The sequence below is a fragment of the Bacillus kexueae genome, assembly GCF_022809095.1.
Classification (GTDB): Bacteria; Bacillota; Bacilli; order Bacillales; family Aeribacillaceae; genus Bacillus_BZ; species Bacillus_BZ kexueae.
Genome location: NZ_JALAZE010000004.1, coordinates 142,249 through 159,331 on the forward strand (window position 1 = coordinate 142,249; position 17,083 = coordinate 159,331).

Consider the following 17,083-nt stretch of genomic DNA (forward strand, 5'->3'; position numbering starts at 1 on the left):
AAACGAATTTCATCAAAAAAGATTTTTTATTGAAAAAAGGATGCTACAATAGCATCCTCCCATAGAAATTAATACCACTTCCAGCCACACCACCAGCATGTAGCTTTTACTTTTTTAAGCTTGCGGATTTTCATTTCTTTCTTCACCTCCCTGTTTAAGATAAGCTTGTGCTTCAACCAACAACTCAAGTCCTGAAGGCTGATCCCACGGATAGCTTTCATAAACTTTTTTCCACTTTGGAAACTCTTTTTCAAACAAGTCGACGACCTGAGGATCAAATTGCGATCCTCTCCCCTCGACAATACGTCTGTATGCTTCTTCAAGCGGCAATGCCTTTCGATAGGAACGCGAAGAGGTCATGGCATCGAACGCATCGGCTACAGAAGTAATCCGCGCTAAGAAAGGAATCTCTTCCCCTTTTAACTGCTCTGGGTATCCTTTTCCATCCCAACGCTCATGATGATAACGAATTACATCAATTACACCGCTTAACCCTTCAACGTCTTTAATCACATGCGCACCGACTACCGGATGCGATTTAATCACATCAAACTCTTCGTTCGTTAAACGGGAAGGCTTCATTAAAATTCGATCTGGAATATTCACTTTTCCTATATCATGCAATAAACAAGCGTAATTAAATGTTTTTAGTTCATCACGTGAATATTGATTTGTCGCTTTTGCTAAAATTTGTGCATACTGAGCTACCCGTTCACTATGCCCTCTTGTATAAGGGTCTTTTAACTCTAATGTAGCAATGACGCCTTTAACCATCCGTTCGAGCTGTTGATCGTACGCATGACTAACCGCATTGACATATCCTTTGAAACGATTTAACAAAATAAATGCTATTAAAGAAAGAACACATAATAGAGCGATTGGAATCAGTACTTCAACATTTTGTAATATGATTCCGACCGATGTGTATTTTAAAATCATCCCAAGACAGACAACGAAGAAATATCTCCGATTGACAAAAATGGGCGAGAATAAGACAAGAAAAACTTCCACAGCGTTCCCGCTTTGGTACTTTAGAGCGCTATCCATATAAATTAACACTTCATGGATAATGCTTATGAAGATATAAGATACAAAGTACATATACTTAATAGCGTTTGGTTTTCCAACTCTCATCAAGTACAAACTGATCGGCAATAGGGCAAATAAGATGACATAAAACCAATATCCTAGCCCTTCCCTCATTGAATCAGTAGGTCCTTCAATCACATACTGAGGCAATATGTTGAAAAACAGGATATCATACGAAACGCTGATAATATAAAATAGCCAAAGGAAAAGAACAACGGAACGTCGCTCTTCATGAATTAAAGTAGAATTAATCATCCCTTTTTTCATTATCCATACCTCGATGTATCATATTTGTTAATTCGACGCATTTCTTCAAAATCCTTCACAATTTCACAAAATCTATAACTTTTTATCCATCCATTTATTGGATATACACCCTTGTATTCCCATGCGTAATTATTTACAACAGAAAAATTCCGTTTTATCATTATTATCGGTAGAGTTTAGACAATAATTTATGATTACAATACTATTTAATACTTTATGATTAATAGATTCAATATTTTTCTGCTTTTAACGACTTTTATAATAGTACATTTAACCCACAACAGAAGGTCCTCCCATTGACACATTTTAAACAAATCACTCCAATGAAACACATGTTTCATGCCTTTTTCTCACCCTCATGAACTAGGTTGTATTGTAAGCAGTTCTTTCCCCTTATTTACCACTATATGTTACTTATTATCCTTGTACCCCTGTAAAAAAAAGAGCCTATCTAAACGATAAGCTCCTTACATCCTCTATTGATCTTTGGCAACCTTTTTAACCCTTAATACTTCTTTTGCTGTTTCCGTTAATGTTTGACCTTTTTCAATTTCAATTTTTTTGAATTCAATATTACTCGGATCTAATCCATTTCCAAGAGATCCATATACGTGTTGGGCGCGAGGTTCAATCAACTCTTGTTGCTGGTAGTACACACGTGGCGTTTTCCATAAGGCAACCAATGCTTTTGACATCGGCATTTCATGATAACGTTCTGGCCACATTTCTTTAATGTGTTTTTTTACTAATGGGTAATGCTTCGGGCTCATACTCGGGAACAAATGATGCTCCGTATGATACGAAAAGTTAAAGTGCAATACATCTACCCATTTTGGTACTGTCACGGTTAAGCTATTTGCTAGCGGGTCATTGACTGGCACAAGCGGATTTAATCGGTGATTGGTTGAAATATAGCTCATTACAATAAAGTTACCGATTAACAACGGTAGTAAAAAGGCAAAGAACCACTTCTCAAAACCGATAACCGCTAGTAGTGTAAACCATGTTACCCATGGAATAATAAATTGCCCGATGACGATTTTACGATTCTTTGGCTTAAAGTCTTTCAGAAAATGAAAAAGCATTTTAGTTGAATGGAGCGTAAACGTCACCGCTAAGCCAACAAACGAAAAGAATGCTCGAATTGGAAACGGAATTTTATACACCCATCGTAGAAAACCACTCTTCATTAACCGCTCTAATGTCGGCCAGGCATCTGGGTCTAACTCTTCATCTTGCGTATGCACATGGTGATTTACATTATGCCATTTTCTCCACAACTTCGGCCCTGTACATAATGGCCAAAACGCAATGGCACCTAAGATGTCACGAACCCACGGTTTACGCACAACCGTACCATGTAAAATCTCATGACCTAAAAAACCTAAAGCAGCGAAACTAAAGCCTAAAACAATTGAAATCAAGAGAGACCATATTGGATGGAGATCGAACAATCCAATTGTGAGGAAACCAGCGATGGTGATGAGAATATAAGCGAGACCACCAAACAGTCGTGAGGGGACGGGCTTAAACACATCTTTCGGTAAATGTGGGGTAATTTGCTTTGCATACCACCCGAACGATTGATATTTTTCCATTAAATTGCTCCTTTCAAATAAGCCCATTATCTATATTAAGCGAATAACGATACGTTCATTAGCCTATACAAATATGGGGAGTTACCAAAAAACATCGAATCAACTTTCATAAACAAATTAATATTCTGAAAACAAAAACTCCTCTTTTTAATCTTCTTCTCCATCCTAACAGTAATTCAAGCTACCTGTCAATTGTTTTAGTACCAAGTATTAAAATTAGGTGTTAAAGATTCGTCCCCTCACTTCCTCCCTTAGTTATACCCATATTTATCCTTCTAAATCATTTTCATTTGATGCAAAAAAAATCAATTTTAGTGAAAAGCTAAATCGTAAATGTTATTAAATTGGAAAGGGGAATATCGCGTGAACCTACAATCAGGAAAGCTTTATTGGGAAACAACCTTTCCTCATCCACCTACGTATCCAAAGCTTGAAGAAAATATTCAATGCGATGTGTTAATCATCGGATCAGGTATTTCTGGTGCACAATGTGCGTATCATTTAGCGGATACAGATTTAAAAGTCGTTGTGGTGGATAAGCGTAAATCTGGAAAAGGAAGTACCAGTACGAATACAGCTCTCATACAGTATTTAGGCGAAAAAATGTTAAGCGAGTTATCAAACTCTTTCGGAGAAGAAAATGCCGTTAGACATTTTAAACTATGCGAAAAAGCCATTAAGGAGCTTGAACAGGCTTCGTCCATCTTACCAATTGATTCAGATTTCATTCGTCGAGATAGCTTATATTATGCAAGTGAAGCCGATCATGTAAAAACACTTGAAAAAGAATACGAATTACTAAAAAAGCATGGATTCGACGTTGAATATTGGACAGAAGATACGATTAAAGAGCATTATCCTTTTCAAAAGTCGGCTGCGATATTATTTAAAAATGACGCTGAACTAAACCCGATTAAATTGACGTATGGTATGCTCGAGTATGCGAAAATGAAAGGCGTTCAAGTATTTGAAGATACTGAAGTGAGCGGGAAGAAAGTTGATCAAGATGGCGTAACGGTTTTTACAAAAAAACAACATCAAATCAAAGCTAAACATGTCATCATTGCCGCAGGATACGAAACATTAGAGATTAAAAAAGAAAAGAACGCCTTTTATGGAAGCTCTTACGCTGCCATTACCAACCGAGTTGATGACTTATCAGAATGGCACAACCGCACACTTATCTGGGAATCGGCACGACCCTATGTATATATGCGAACAACTGCTGATAACCGCATCATTATTGGCGGTTTAGATGATACGACCCATTTTTCTGAAGATCGAGACGCCAAAATTATAGCGAAAAAGAATAAGCTCATTGAAGAGTTCAATAAACTTTTCCCAAACATTCACGTAAAAGCCGAATACTACTTAGGAGCGTTCTACGGAACAACCCATGATGGCCTCCCGATTATCGGAATGTATGAAGATGAACCTAATTGCTACTATTTTTATGGATACGGAGATAATGGATCTGTATATAGCATGGTCCTATCCAAAATCATCAAGCAGATGATTACGAAAGAAACGAACGAGAACGTCGACTTATACTTACAAACGCGACCAGTGGTACATTAACCTAAGAAAAGCGCAAAGCGCAAGTCCTTAGGCGAAGGGCGCTGGAGGACCTGCGAGGAGGCTTCCGTCGCCACAGCAGGGCCGAAGCGACCCGAACTGATGGCGCTTGGAGCTAGACACCAAAATAAACTGTAAAGAGAATACTTTAACACTTTATTGCACTTAAACTTTCTGTAACAATAAAAAAATACCAAGCTGACCTAAGAAAAGTCGGCTTAGTATTTTCATTTCGTTAACCGCTAAAGTCCATCTCTTGATTGTAAGTCGCTTTATCACCTTTTTTAAATTTTAATACGATTAATACAAGAAATAAAACAATCCCTATGATGTTTAAGATGACGTTTGGAACAATTAATAAAAGGGCTCCTACTAAGCATACTAACCTCATGACTACGCCTAAGTTCTTGCCAAAGTAACCTTCGATCGCAACGGATAACATAAAAATTCCTACAGTCGAAGCTATCAAAATGAATGTAACATCAATAATGGAAACATCAATCAGTAAAATTTGTTGTGAAAATACAAACATGAATGGAACAATAAATCCTGCTATAGCTAACTTCATTGCTTGGAAGCCTGTTTTGTTCGGGTCCCCACCACTTATACCAGCACCCGCGAAAGCAGCCAATGCAACAGGAGGTGTAATGTTTGCAAAGATCCCAAAGTAGAACACAAACATATGCGCCACAAATAATGCTGTTTCAGGCGTACCTGCAAGCTCGCGAAACAATGGAAGTTGAAGTAAGATAGGTGCTGCCATCGTGCTTGTTATGATATAAGTTGGAATACTTGGTAATCCCATTCCTAAAATGATGGAAGTCACCATGGTTAAAGCAAGAGTTATGATTAACTGAGCAAGCGGATTTTGGACCATGTCGCCAATTCCGACAATACTGTTGGCAATCTCTAAAGCAACCCCAGTAAGAGAGGCGATTCCTACTACGATTCCAACAGCTCCACATGCTATGGCCACAGGAATGCTTGTTTTGGTTCCCTCTTCTAAAGCTGAGATACAATCTTGGATATGGAGCTCTTCTCCTCCCATGTTCTTTCCTTTTCTAAAAACATTAATTGCCAGAGGAATCGATACGATTAGAAATAACTCTAACCAATTATCATTCAGTATTGAATCGAATAGCAGCGGTTGAAAAATAATGTACATACCTAATAAAGAAGAAATCATTAAGACGCGCCTTGATCCTGAAATGATCATGGTTGCTAAAATGGACCAAAAAGCAGCATAAAAAGGCGTTTTACCTGTAAATAACAGATAAAGTAAAATAATCATCGGTACCACAAGATGTCCCCGCTCTTTCAATACATCTTTTACATTCGGTAATTCACTCTTCGGTATTCCTTGTAATCCCTTTTTAGACGCCCTTAAATGAACTTGAAATAATATACCTAAATAAAATAGTAAAGCAGGAATGATTCCAGCTAAAATAATTTTGGAATACGGCACATTTAAATTTTCTGCCATAATAAATGCCGCTGCTCCCATAATTGGCGGCAATATTTGTCCACCAACACTAGCCGCTGACTCTACTGCGCCTGCAAATTCTTTTTTATACCCAATTTTTTTCATTAAAGGAATGGTAAATGTTCCAGTTGTTACAACATTCGCCACGGCTGATCCGTTAATGGACCCAAGAAAGCCACTTGCAATGACAGCAACTTTCGCTGGCCCCCCTTTTGTATGACCAGCAACAGCAAGTGCTAAATCGTTAAACAACTTCCCCATTCCTGACCTGCTTAAAAAAGCGCCAAAAAGAATAAATAAGATGATATAACTTGCTGAAACACCTACAGCAGTACCTAAAATCCCTTCTGTAATATAAACAAGTTGTACAGTGATTTGTTTAAATACTTTTAGAAATATGGTTGAAGATAGGTCGGGATAAATGGAAAGTTTAACAAAAAGGCCGTAAATTAAAAAGCCCAGCCCTAACAGTGTAAGTCCCCAACCGGTAACTCTTCTTGTTAAATCAAGGATTAAAAGAAGAATGACAATCCCGACGATAAAATCCATTGTGTTAATTTGTCCGCCACTATTGATAATTCGTTCTGAGCTTGTTAAAAGATAAATGCCACAAATGATCGTTAGGAGACAAGAAAGATAGTCTAAAAACGAGATATTTGCCTTCTTTTTTGAGAAAAAAGGGTATAGCAAAAAGCCAATGGCCATAAGTCCGAATAAGTGGATACTTCTTTGCTTTATGTCAACTAAAGGTCCAGCGTACGAAGTGTAAAGGTGAAAAGAAGCGATTCCTACTGTCACGATTAAAATAAACAAGCGCACCAACTTAGGAAATTCGCTTCTAACATTACTTTCTCGATCAAGTTCTTCCACAGCTTTTGACTTCTTCAATACCTTTCACCTCTCTTAAATGATTAAAATATTGATATAACATCTTATAGATGGCAACATGTTTTACTTCTAGTTGATAAGATTCCTGTGGTAAAAGGAAAAAATCACATTGTTTAATCGTCATGACATGCTGAGTCTCTTTTCCTGTACGGAAATGGATGACTTTTCCCATTGACACATACATGTCTTCTAAGAGAACCCACCCATCTTGAACGAGCATCTCTTTCTCTGTTTGATCAGGGACACCCGCTCCGAACGTTTTAAATCGTGTAGATTTAAGAACAAGCTCGTCTTCTGTGACAGAATAGGTTTCTTCCCATTCCTCTTTTTCAACAGAATGAAGCCACTTCATTGAAACTTCATGTTGCGTAATTGTTGGCTTGTAAAGGAGTACACCGTTGCTATTCGAAAGAATAAGGACGTTTTGAGGGAGAAAGCCCATTAAAAAGACTAAAATCCCTCCAAGTAGCTTAAAGGAGTTGCCCAAAAAGTACAGCTCCTTTCTCCATAAATGAGGTTAATTTCTTTTCGGTGGCGGACGCTTTCTGCGCCGGGCCTGTCTAGTTACGGTTCCCCAACTCGCAAACTCGTCTGTGCTATTCCTGTTGGACCGCAACCTTTTCTTCAATCAACCTTTTTTCCTATGATTAGACTAAAAAAAGCACAAAAAATAGCAAAAACCAAAAGCAAGTGAGGCTGTCCAAAAAGTACAGCCCTTTCTTTATGGTAAATTAAATTCGGTTAATCTCTCATCCGGTAGCGGACGCTTTCCGGACTTGCACAGGACGTGGCTGTTTTTAGCAAAGGTTCATTTAATTAAAGCCTCCTCGCCTCGCCATCTCGTCTGTAGGGTCTGCGGCTCGTGCTGTTCCCACAAGAGTCGAAGACCCCTTTCTTTTGATCAAAACTAATTGGAGAAATGGGAGTCCTGACTCCATTTAAGGGGACCCATCAGCCAGCCCCGCTTGTTTCAGTTTAAAAACTTATCCTATTCTAATAAGCCGTTTTCTTTATAATATTTTTCCGCCCCTTGATGTAAAGGTGCAATCAAGTCTTTCGCAATATCTTCTCGACTAATATCTTTTAAGGAGGCTACTGCAACCGCATCAGACCCTAAGTATTCATAAAACTTCTTCGTTAATTCATAAGCCACTTCTTCATCTAAATCTTTGGATGCAATAAGCATATTTTGGATTCCAACTGTCTCCACTTTTTGATCTAAGTCATATTTCGATTCATCGCCTTCTTCAATAACAAAAGGTTTATAAAATGGATATTTCTCCATCAATTTATCCGCTACTTCTCCCTTTATCTCGACAAATGTTACATCATTTTGCAACATTAAGTCCGTTACGTTACTATTCGGCACACCTGAAGTAAAGAAAGCGGCATCCAGTGTTCCATTTTTCATCTCTTGAACAGAATCAGCATATCCTGTATGAGTGACCTTTCCTAAATCTTCATACGTTAGACCTGCAGCTTCGAGAACTTTCTGTGCACTTTGCTCAACCCCAGAACCGACTTTTCCAACACCTACACGCTTCCCTTTTAAATCTTCTATACTATTAATTCCGCTATCTGATAACGCTACAATTTGTACTACGTTTTGATACATTCCTGCCAACGCTTGAACCTGAATCTCATTTCCGTTAAATTGTCCCTCACCATTAATAGCATCATAAGCTACATCACTCATGACAATAGCCACCTGATTAAGGCCATCTTCTATGTTCTGTATGTTTGCAACAGAAGCACCAGTTGATTCAACCGTGACATTATCAATAAGATCGCTTTCTTCAAAAATCGGCTTTAGAGATCCACCAATTGCGTAATAAGCACCTGAGGTGCCACCTGTTCCAAAAACGATTGAACTGCCTTTAGAAGCACCTGTATCATTTGTAGAAGCACTTTCGTTTCCGCAAGCACTCATCACAACCATAAGTAAAGTTAAAAGAAGATAAAATATCGATTTTCCTTTCATTCTCTAATCCCCCCTGTTGTTGTTTACTTGTAATGTTAGCGGTTTCACTAACTATTTTGAATATTTTGACCATAATGTATTTTTTGGTCTTTTAGTTCTCATCGATAAAAAAATGTACAAAAAAAGCCTTCCCTTCAGCGGAAAGCTTTTATTTACATCCATTGATAGAGGTTAACCGGACGTCCAACTTGACCATACTCTATCGTGACAATAACCTTCTTTTGTTTCACTAAAAACTCCAAATACCTTCTTGCTGTTACTCTCGCAATTCCGACTCCATCAGCTACCTCTTCGGCTGATAGTGGCGAATTCTTCCCTTCAATAAAAGAAGAAACAGTTTGTAACGTTTGGGGGTTTAATCCCTTTGGCAAATGGTTACCGTATGATGGATGTTGTTGATTTTTTCCTAATACCATTTGATCGATATCATGTTGAACAAGCTGGTCCTTTGTTAAATTCATTTTATACGCTCTGTACTTCTCAAGTGATTGTTTTAACCGTTCAAATTTGAATGGTTTCACTATATAATCGATGACCCCCAGCCGAAACATTTGCTTAACAGTATCTGGATCATTAGCAGCTGTAATTGCAATCACGTCGATATCCACATTCTCCATTCTCAGTTTAGATAATGTCTCCAATCCATCTTGATTGGGCATATAAATATCTAGCAATAGTAAATCCGGATTCGTCTCTACAATTTTTTCGAACCCTTCATTCCCCGTCCTTGCTAATGAGCATACTTGAAATGAAGGTATTTTTTCGATAAATAATTTGTTTACCTCCTGAACCATTGGATCATCTTCTATTAGCATTACTCTGATTGTTTCATTCATCATGCATTCCTCCGGTCATTGGAATAACTACTTTCACAACAGTCCCCTCACCTAAAGAAGATTGTATGGTAATAGAACCATTCGCCTTCTCCACTGTGTTCTTTATTAAGTGAAGTCCTAGCCCTGACCCTTCATTGCCTTTCGTCGTAAAACCTTTTTGGTAAACTGCCTGTAAATCTTCGTCACGTATTCCGATACCGTTATCTTGAACGATTAAAGTTAAATTCTCCCTTTCTGTTATGGATACATCCACGACCTTCGATTTGTAAGTGCTCTTTTGTACAGCATATAAAGCATTCTCTAGTAAATTGCCGATTACAACGACTAAATCATGTTCATCTACTAAAGGGGGCAAGGAATGAAGTGAACTATCCGGATGAATGGATACTTTTACATCCATTTCTTTTCCACGTCGTATTTTTCCTAAAAGTAGCCCTGAAACACTCTCGTAACTGATACGCTTTGTTAAAAAAGAGACTAAGTTCATGTTTTCTTCTGTCGAATGGAAGATATATTGTAGTGCCTTCTCTTTTTCATCTAGTTGAATCAGTCCTGCAATTGTATGTAATCGATTTTGATGCTCATGATTTTGAACGCGAAGAGCTTCGACAAACCCTTTAACACCTGTTAATTCTTCTGCTACTTTTGTGATTTCAGTCCGATCTTGAAAAATAGCGACATTTCCAACGATGCGGCCGTTTACCTTTATTGAAACTTTGGAAACAAAAATAACTTTATGGTTAATCCTTACTTCCTCATTAAAAACATCCTCTTTTTGACAAAGAATATGAACAAGTCGAGAATCATGTAAAATTTCATTAATTCCCTTCCCTTCCAATTCCCCATCCACAGCTAAAAGCTCTTTAGCTTTTTCATTAAACACGGTTATTTGATTCAAGGAATTAACGGCAATAATCCCTTCATTGATCGCTTGAAACACTGCCGTTCGTTCTACTAATAGCTTGCCAATTTCATAAGGCTCCAAATTGAACGTGTCTTCTTTTATTTTCCTCGCTAATAGCCAAGAGCCGATGATGCCAAACAAAGAAACGAGACCTGTTGTAATCATTAATTCGTTTTTAATACTGTTGATAATTTCAGCAACTGACGGCATCAACATTCCTACAATCACAACACCAACTTGCCTTTGATCCCCGTCCATTATCGGAACAAATCCTCGAATGGCAATCCCTTTTTCACCTTTCGCTTTACTCACATAACTGTGTTCCGCAAACGCAGGTCCTTCGTCCTTTCCAGAAGATACAGTTCCTAGTTGCTTAGGGGATGGGTGCGAATAACGAATTCGATTCATATTAAGGACGACGATATAATCCGAACCATTTACCGTTCTTATTTGTTCGACAACTGGCTGGATTTCCTTCCATCCTTCTGGTTCGTGAATTTGCTCTTGAACAATCGGTAATTGTGCAACCGTTCTTGCCATAACTAAAGCTTGATTCCCTAATTCATTTTCTTTTATACCAATGGCCTTTCCTATGAAAATAACTGTAGCAATTAATAGAGTAAAAGCTACTACTCCGAAGGATAAAAGTGTCATTTTCCATTGAATTGGAATATGATGTCGTTTCATCACCATAACCTTCCCTTCATTCCCTCCATATTGTACCATGAAAGAAACGAATGTTCCGAAAATTCAGAGGGTGGATTGTGATGAAAAAACTCGTATTAATCAGTTTAATCGTTTGTTCAGGTGTGTTAGCAGCCTATTCAATTGGCTTTCAACATACTAAAGTTGTTGAATATGATGACGAACAAGAAAAATTAGATGATCAAATTGTTATTAAAGTTAGTCACGTAACAGCTGAAAACACGCCAAAAGGTAGAGCCATAAGATACTTTAAAAATCTCGTGGAGCTTAAATCTAATAACAGAATAAAAGTTGAGATTTACTCTAACGGCTCTCTGTACTCAGATATTAACGAATGGGAAGCGTTGAAAACGAATCGCGTTCAAATGATCATTCCAGCTACCTCAAAAGTTACGCCTTACGTTCCCGAGTTTGCGATATTTGACTTGCCGTTTGCCTTCAACAATTATCATGAGGTCCAAGAAGCATTTGAAGGAAATATAGGAAAGACTTTAAAGGAAGAGCTAGAGGAAAAAGAAAATGTCAAAACGTTCTCTTTCTGGTATAACGGTTTTAAGCAGTTCTCAAATTCAAAGCACCCCATCAAGAATCCCTCAGATTTTAAAAAGCTTCATTTTCGAAGTATGCCTAGTGAGCTAGTAAAAGATCAATTTGAATGGCTAGGGGCTTCCGTGAGTTTTATCCCTTTTAATAGAATCTATGAAAATCTTGAAGTGGGTTTTATCGATGGGCAAGAAAACACCGTATCGAATTTTCAAACTAAAAAAATGTATCAACACCAACCTTACTTAACCATTAGCAACCATTCCTATTTAGGGTACATCGTCATTATGAACAAAGATTTTTGGGACGAACTGCCCGAGGATGCAAAAGAAATCATTGAACAGTCGATGACTCAAACAACCACTTGGTCTCGTCTCCATTCAATCGAAATAAATGATGAAGCGTTAAGACAAATTAAGAAAAATACAGATGTCGAAGTAGTTACTTTGTTAAAAGAGGAAAGAGCCCTGTTTAAAAAAGCATTACAGCCTCTTTATCATCAATACGCAGAAAAAATTGGTGAGGACTTACTGGAAGAGCTCGACGTCATAACTGGTAAATAGCCAGTTTTTTTTATGGTATAAATCATTTGACTCCCGAAATAAATTTCATTAGAATACAAATGACCACTCGGTTTTGTTTATGACTCAATGGTCAAGTCTGCAGTTTGGAGGTCAATTCATTGGAATCCAAGAAACAACTTATTTTAGAAGTCGCCTTAAGTTCCTTTTCACAAAAAGGGTATTATAGTACTTCTGTTCAAGAGATTGCCAGTCAATGTGGCATATCGAAAGGCTCTTTATACAAATATTTTTCTTCGAAGGAAGAGTTGTTTATCGAGATTTGCGAGTACAATCAAAATCAGTTGTTTGAGAAATTCGCTTCGTTAGATGATCAACGCTTTACAACTCCAAAAGAGTGGCTGCAAAAACATATTGAAGTTCAAATGGAGGATTTTCTCCAGAAAAAAGATTTCATTCTCATGCAGTTCAAAGAAATGCCTTTTCATGAAAATGAACAACTGAAGAAGCTGAAAGTTCGTATGCGATCACGCATCATGCAGTGGCAGTATAAACAGTTGATAAAAGCGTATGGCCCGCACGTAGAACCCGTTATTTGGGATACAATCATGATGATGCAAGGGATGATTAAAGAGTATCTCTTCCTCATTATGAATACTAAACAGTACGACCTCGTACGCGACTCATCTCGATTTATTGCGAATCGGATTGACGACTTTATCCATCAAAGGGAAACAAAAAAGGAACCACCTGTCATCACAAAATCCATCATTTCAAAAGAAATATTATTTGAACATACAGAATGGGAGGATACGGTGTCTTCCATTTTGGAAGAGATTCAGCTTAAAGTGGACGCTTTTTCAAATGAATCGCTGAAAGAAGAATACCTCTCGGTTCTCACCTACCTTAAAGAGGAACTTGAGAATGAAAAACCTAGAAAATACTTACTAGAAGCACTTTTATCATACTTAGAAAAAGAAGAACAGCTAATCGTTTTGATTAAAAAAGCGCGAATGCTAATACAACAGGAGGTAACAAAATGGAACATTTAGAACAGCGCCAAAAAGTGATGATTATGATTGCTGTCATGGCAGCAATGTTTTTCGCAGCCGTAAATATGACCATCGTAGGGACTGCTTTACCGAAAATCATCGCGGAAATTGGCGGAATGGATTATTTCGATTGGGTATTTACAATATACATGTTGACTTCAACAATTACGGCGATGCTTGTCGGAAAACTTTCAGATATTTATGGGCGTAAAATCTTCATTTTAATAGGAATCGGAATTTTCACATTGGGCGCCTTTTTAAGCGGATTATCAAATGATATTATCGACCTTATTCTTTATCGAGGAATTCAAGGATTCGGAGCAGGAATGATTATGTCGGCTGCATTTACGACGGTTGGAGATTTGTTTTCACCGCGTGAAAGAGGCCGTTGGCAAGGATTGCTTGGGGGCGTATTTGGATTATCCAGTTTATTCGGTCCGACTTTAGGTGGCTATATTGTCGACAACTTTGATTGGCATTGGGTATTTTGGGTATTCCTTCCAATCGGTATCATCGCCTTCGTTCTTATTTTAAAACTGTACCCATCTCAAGAAGTGAAAGAAAAAGAGCCTGTCGATTATTTAGGTTCTGCTTTACTATCCGTTATGATCATCAGCCTTCTATTAGGATTTACTTGGGCTGGAGGACGTTATGATTGGGCATCAATTGAGATTATTGGTTTATTTTCTTTAACCGTACTATCTCTTATTACCTTTATTTTTGTGGAATTAAAAGTGAAAAGTCCTGTTTTACCACTTTACCTATTTAAAAACGACGTGTTCACAGTTTCAAACATCGCAGGGATGCTACTTGGAATGGGAATGTTCGGAACCATCATGTACGTTCCATTTTATGTGCAAGGCGTTCAAGGTCAGTCTGCAACCGTATCTGGTCTTGTCGAAATGGTCATGACCATCTCAATGGTTATCTCGAGTATCATTGTCGGTAACTTAATAACAAAGACGGGGAAATATAAACGTTTTGCGTTAATTGGCTTTATCATTATGTCTGTTGGGTTATTTCTAAATACAACACTTGAAGTGGAGTCCTCATTAACGAAATTACTTTTACAGCTTGTAATCATCGGTATCGGCTTAGGAATGAATATGCCTGTGTTTAACATTACTGTTCAAAACGCTGTCGAGCACAAATTTTTAGGCGTCGCAACATCTGCTATGCAGACGTTCCGTCAAATTGGTGGAACAATCGGAGTAGCCATCTTCGGCTCGGTAATGGGTAGCCGTATGGAGGAGGAATTAAAAGCTGCTCAACCGAACAATATGCCAGAACCAACACCTGAATTGGCTGAATCCTTATCCCAGTTACAAGACCCCCAAATTTTAATGAGTCCGACTCAATTAGAATCGATTCGCTCAAGCCTTCCGAGTGAAATGAGCGTCTTTTTCGATCAGTTCATTTCGCTGTTAAAGACCGCTCTCAATACATCTTTGACGAGTGTGTTTGCCGTCGGTGCTGGGGTTGTCGCTTTAGCGTTCATTACCACATTATTTTTACGAGAAGTTCCTTTACGTACATCCAATCAAGATACTGATAAAAAAGAACAATTGGCCGCAAAATAAGCAGAAAAAGCCTGTCACTTAAACATGGTGACAGGCTTCTTTTTTATCATTTGTTTGCGCGTCATTAAAAAGCCAAGTACACATCCATAAATGACATGTCCCAAAAGCCAATAAATGATTGCTTCAATTGACGTAATAGCGGGTGTTCGAGTAGATAGTGCAGTTGTTGGATATAACAAAACACCAATTATGAACGAGAGTAATACCGAACGAAACATCACCTGCTCTACTTCCCAACGATAACGATCTGAAATAATAAGTAATATCACCGCAATTATGACAGAAATAATTAGATGGAAGAAGAATTCAACCCATTCAGGAAAGATTAACAGTTTAAGGACCGGAATGTAATCCACATTTAACAACAACGTATATACCTTCACCTTTGTAAACTGTTCAATCAACTTAAAAAAGAGACCCAGTACTAACCCCGAAATTAAACCATTCATGATTCCTCGTCTCAATCTCGTCATTCTTTTCCCCCTTAGGCTAAATTCCTTCCTTTTCCTGAATCCGTTAGCTCTAATAAAGAATCTGGGTAAGGATGAAAAAATGTTTGCTTCAGTAAGTAATCTTGTTCGAACCGTATAGCCCAAGCATATAGCATCGTTAAAATGCTTACTTTAGGCACTTTCCCCTGTTGAAATTGTTCAAGCATTGTTAAGAAATACGTTTTTTCTTCTCGACTTACGACTTTTTTAAAATAGCCCATAATGTGGTAAAAAACATTCACGTTGGCACCGAGTGAATACGGTCGGCTCAGCAAATCACAAAGAACCCGTTCATATTCAGATATTACTTCGTTTATCGATTGGTGTGATACATTTGCGACAATCCTTCCAAGTTCCTTTAGCTTTCCTGGATGGAAGGCCATAAATAAATACTTATTCGTTGAATGAAATGTTATGAGATGAGCGGGTGAACCATTTGCTTTCACCTTTCGAAATGATGCAAGGGTAAACAGTTTCATTAAAAAATGATCTCGAACCGTAAAGTTTTTCAACCTACCTTCGTCTTCAATCGCTAAGTGTGAAAACTTTTCTTTTACTTGTTCACCAAATAAACCAGCCGTTTTCCCAACCGGAGACGATTTTAATTCATTTCGGTATAGTTTTGCATCAGATATAGCACAACTTGGGGAACGATTTTTTAAAATAAATCCATCAACTGGTGGCAAAGAGGATAAAAAATGAAGGGCAAACGAGTTCATTTCTTCCGTAAACTCTAGATTAGTAGAAGGTTGCATAAGTTTCTTCTTCTCTTCGGTTAATACGAGTCGAATCGGTGACCTTGGCGTACCTAGACCAATTTCTACTTCTGGACAAACAGGAATGATATGAACATAAGACATCAGTTTTTCAATCCAAGAATCACGAATCACCGCACCATCATAACGACAAGCTTCCAATCCTAGACACTTACTCATGACAACAATCGGTTTTTCAAACGTCTTCATCGACTCGCCTCCTATATGTTACTTTCATTTTTATCATTAAAACTCCACCTTGTAAAATGTTTGTATAATCTTTATCCGTATTGTTGTATAAAGTAATTCGTTGATATTTAGTATATGGAGCTCACACGATAACATGTTTGCTCGTATAAAGAGGATGATGGCTATGAGTAAAAAAATAGACGAACGGACATATCATATTCAGCAAGTTTTAAACTTAACCGGACTTTCTAAGCAAGTCATTCGCAAATGGGAAGAACGGTATCAAATTGTCCAACCACAAAGATTGGACAATGGCTATAGAATTTTATACTTCAGAAGAAGTGAACCGGTTTTGATCCAAACGTAGATTACATCCGAAAATGGGTCCCTGAACTTTCAAACCTTCAATCTAACTATATACATAGGCCTTGGGATACGCCGGAGGAAATTTTAAATCAAGCTCATGTCAAACTTGGAGATACCTATCCTTTTCCTATCATTGATCATGCTTATGCTCGCGAACGCGCTCTTTGTGCCTATGAGCGGATAAAAGGTAAGTAGAATTCAATATTGCTGTTAAAAAGCACGTAGGCCCCTGCTCTAGCTGAGAGGGGCCTAATTGTACA

Annotated in this window: 15 protein-coding genes; 6 read left to right on the forward strand and 9 right to left on the reverse strand. The window is 37.9% G+C overall.

The window, feature by feature from the left end; all coding sequences use genetic code 11:
- Positions 1 to 114 precede the first annotated feature (114 nt).
- Positions 115 to 1,356 (reverse strand): HD-GYP domain-containing protein, encoded by a 1,242-nt coding sequence (locus ML543_RS09795; protein WP_243387166.1) that lies wholly within the window; start codon positions 1,354 to 1,356, stop codon positions 115 to 117.
- A 476-nt stretch (positions 1,357 to 1,832) separates the two neighbouring features.
- The gene (desB, locus tag ML543_RS09800; RefSeq protein ID WP_243387167.1) at positions 1,833 to 2,954 is read right to left on the reverse strand and encodes a Delta(10) desaturase DesB; all 1,122 of its coding nucleotides are present in this window, start codon (positions 2,952 to 2,954) and stop codon (positions 1,833 to 1,835) included.
- Between the two features lie 363 nt (positions 2,955 to 3,317).
- On the opposite strand from desB, the gene ML543_RS09805 reads away from it, so the two are divergent.
- Entirely contained in the window at positions 3,318 to 4,532 is a 1,215-nt protein-coding gene (locus ML543_RS09805; RefSeq protein ID WP_243387168.1) for an NAD(P)/FAD-dependent oxidoreductase, read from the forward strand.
- 232 nt (positions 4,533 to 4,764) lie between these two features.
- On the opposite strand, the gene ML543_RS09810 is transcribed toward ML543_RS09805, so the two are convergent.
- The 5 genes from ML543_RS09810 to ML543_RS09830 form a co-directional block, all read right to left on the reverse strand.
- The gene (locus ML543_RS09810) at positions 4,765 to 6,900 is read right to left on the reverse strand and encodes a TRAP transporter permease (protein WP_243387169.1); all 2,136 of its coding nucleotides are present in this window, start codon (positions 6,898 to 6,900) and stop codon (positions 4,765 to 4,767) included.
- Positions 6,869 to 7,387, reverse strand: a complete 519-nt coding sequence (locus ML543_RS09815) for a DUF1850 domain-containing protein (RefSeq protein WP_243387170.1) — start codon at positions 7,385 to 7,387, stop codon at positions 6,869 to 6,871. The genes ML543_RS09810 and ML543_RS09815 overlap by 32 nt, the downstream gene beginning before the upstream one ends.
- A gap of 501 nt (positions 7,388 to 7,888) precedes the next feature.
- Positions 7,889 to 8,881, reverse strand: coding sequence for a TAXI family TRAP transporter solute-binding subunit (locus ML543_RS09820; RefSeq protein WP_243387171.1), 993 nt, complete (start codon positions 8,879 to 8,881; stop codon positions 7,889 to 7,891).
- A 152-nt stretch (positions 8,882 to 9,033) separates the two neighbouring features.
- Entirely contained in the window at positions 9,034 to 9,720 is a 687-nt protein-coding gene (locus tag ML543_RS09825; RefSeq protein WP_243387172.1) for a response regulator, read from the reverse strand.
- Entirely contained in the window at positions 9,710 to 11,308 is a 1,599-nt protein-coding gene (locus tag ML543_RS09830) for an ATP-binding protein (RefSeq protein ID WP_243387173.1), read from the reverse strand. Before ML543_RS09830 ends, ML543_RS09825 begins: the two co-directional genes overlap by 11 nt.
- Before the next feature lie 80 nt (positions 11,309 to 11,388).
- Here ML543_RS09830 and ML543_RS09835 point away from each other — a divergent pair, with 80 nt between their 5' ends.
- From ML543_RS09835 to ML543_RS09845, 3 genes are all read left to right on the forward strand, one after another.
- Positions 11,389 to 12,432: a DctP family TRAP transporter solute-binding subunit gene (locus ML543_RS09835; RefSeq protein WP_243387174.1), complete on the forward strand. Its 1,044-nt coding sequence runs from the start codon at positions 11,389 to 11,391 to the stop codon at positions 12,430 to 12,432.
- 119 nt (positions 12,433 to 12,551) lie between these two features.
- The gene (locus tag ML543_RS09840) at positions 12,552 to 13,442 is read left to right on the forward strand and encodes a TetR/AcrR family transcriptional regulator (protein WP_243387175.1); all 891 of its coding nucleotides are present in this window, start codon (positions 12,552 to 12,554) and stop codon (positions 13,440 to 13,442) included.
- A complete protein-coding gene (locus ML543_RS09845) occupies positions 13,430 to 15,022 on the forward strand; it encodes an MDR family MFS transporter (protein WP_243387176.1) in 1,593 nt (530 codons plus the stop codon). Before ML543_RS09840 ends, ML543_RS09845 begins: the two co-directional genes overlap by 13 nt.
- 14 nt (positions 15,023 to 15,036) lie before the next feature.
- Here ML543_RS09845 and ML543_RS09850 read toward each other — a convergent pair whose 3' ends face one another.
- Together ML543_RS09850 and ML543_RS09855 are read right to left on the reverse strand one after the other, a co-directional pair.
- The gene (locus ML543_RS09850) at positions 15,037 to 15,495 is read right to left on the reverse strand and encodes a hypothetical protein (RefSeq protein WP_243387177.1); all 459 of its coding nucleotides are present in this window, start codon (positions 15,493 to 15,495) and stop codon (positions 15,037 to 15,039) included.
- An 11-nt stretch (positions 15,496 to 15,506) separates the two neighbouring features.
- Positions 15,507 to 16,478, reverse strand: a complete 972-nt coding sequence (locus tag ML543_RS09855; RefSeq protein WP_243387178.1) for a YbgA family protein — start codon at positions 16,476 to 16,478, stop codon at positions 15,507 to 15,509.
- Positions 16,479 to 16,641: 163 nt separating this feature from the next.
- Here ML543_RS09855 and ML543_RS09860 point away from each other — a divergent pair, with 163 nt between their 5' ends.
- Both ML543_RS09860 and ML543_RS09865 read left to right on the forward strand, forming a co-directional pair.
- Positions 16,642 to 16,824, forward strand: a complete 183-nt coding sequence (locus ML543_RS09860) for a MerR family DNA-binding transcriptional regulator (RefSeq protein ID WP_243387179.1) — start codon at positions 16,642 to 16,644, stop codon at positions 16,822 to 16,824.
- Between the two features lie 5 nt (positions 16,825 to 16,829).
- Positions 16,830 to 17,018, forward strand: coding sequence for an FAD-binding domain-containing protein (locus tag ML543_RS09865; RefSeq protein ID WP_243387255.1), 189 nt, complete (start codon positions 16,830 to 16,832; stop codon positions 17,016 to 17,018).
- The last annotated feature ends 65 nt before the right edge of the window (positions 17,019 to 17,083 follow it).

Excerpts from the sequence above, each read along its gene's own strand:
- ML543_RS09835 (WP_243387174.1), top strand. The coding sequence starts at position 11,389 with ATGAAAAAACTCGTATTAATCAGTTTAATCGTTTGTTCAGGTGTGTTA.
- ML543_RS09845 (WP_243387176.1), top strand. The coding sequence starts at position 13,430 with ATGGAACATTTAGAACAGCGCCAAAAAGTGATGATTATGATTGCTGTC.
- ML543_RS09830 (WP_243387173.1), bottom strand. The coding sequence starts at position 11,308 with ATGAAACGACATCATATTCCAATTCAATGGAAAATGACACTTTTATCC.
- ML543_RS09855 (WP_243387178.1), bottom strand. The coding sequence starts at position 16,478 with ATGAAGACGTTTGAAAAACCGATTGTTGTCATGAGTAAGTGTCTAGGA.
- ML543_RS09820 (WP_243387171.1), bottom strand. The coding sequence starts at position 8,881 with ATGAAAGGAAAATCGATATTTTATCTTCTTTTAACTTTACTTATGGTT.
- ML543_RS09825 (WP_243387172.1), bottom strand. The coding sequence starts at position 9,720 with ATGATGAATGAAACAATCAGAGTAATGCTAATAGAAGATGATCCAATG.
- ML543_RS09850 (WP_243387177.1), bottom strand. The coding sequence starts at position 15,495 with ATGACGAGATTGAGACGAGGAATCATGAATGGTTTAATTTCGGGGTTA.
- ML543_RS09860 (WP_243387179.1), top strand. The coding sequence starts at position 16,642 with ATGAGTAAAAAAATAGACGAACGGACATATCATATTCAGCAAGTTTTA.
- ML543_RS09795 (WP_243387166.1), bottom strand. The coding sequence starts at position 1,356 with ATGAAAAAAGGGATGATTAATTCTACTTTAATTCATGAAGAGCGACGT.
- desB (WP_243387167.1), bottom strand. The coding sequence starts at position 2,954 with ATGGAAAAATATCAATCGTTCGGGTGGTATGCAAAGCAAATTACCCCA.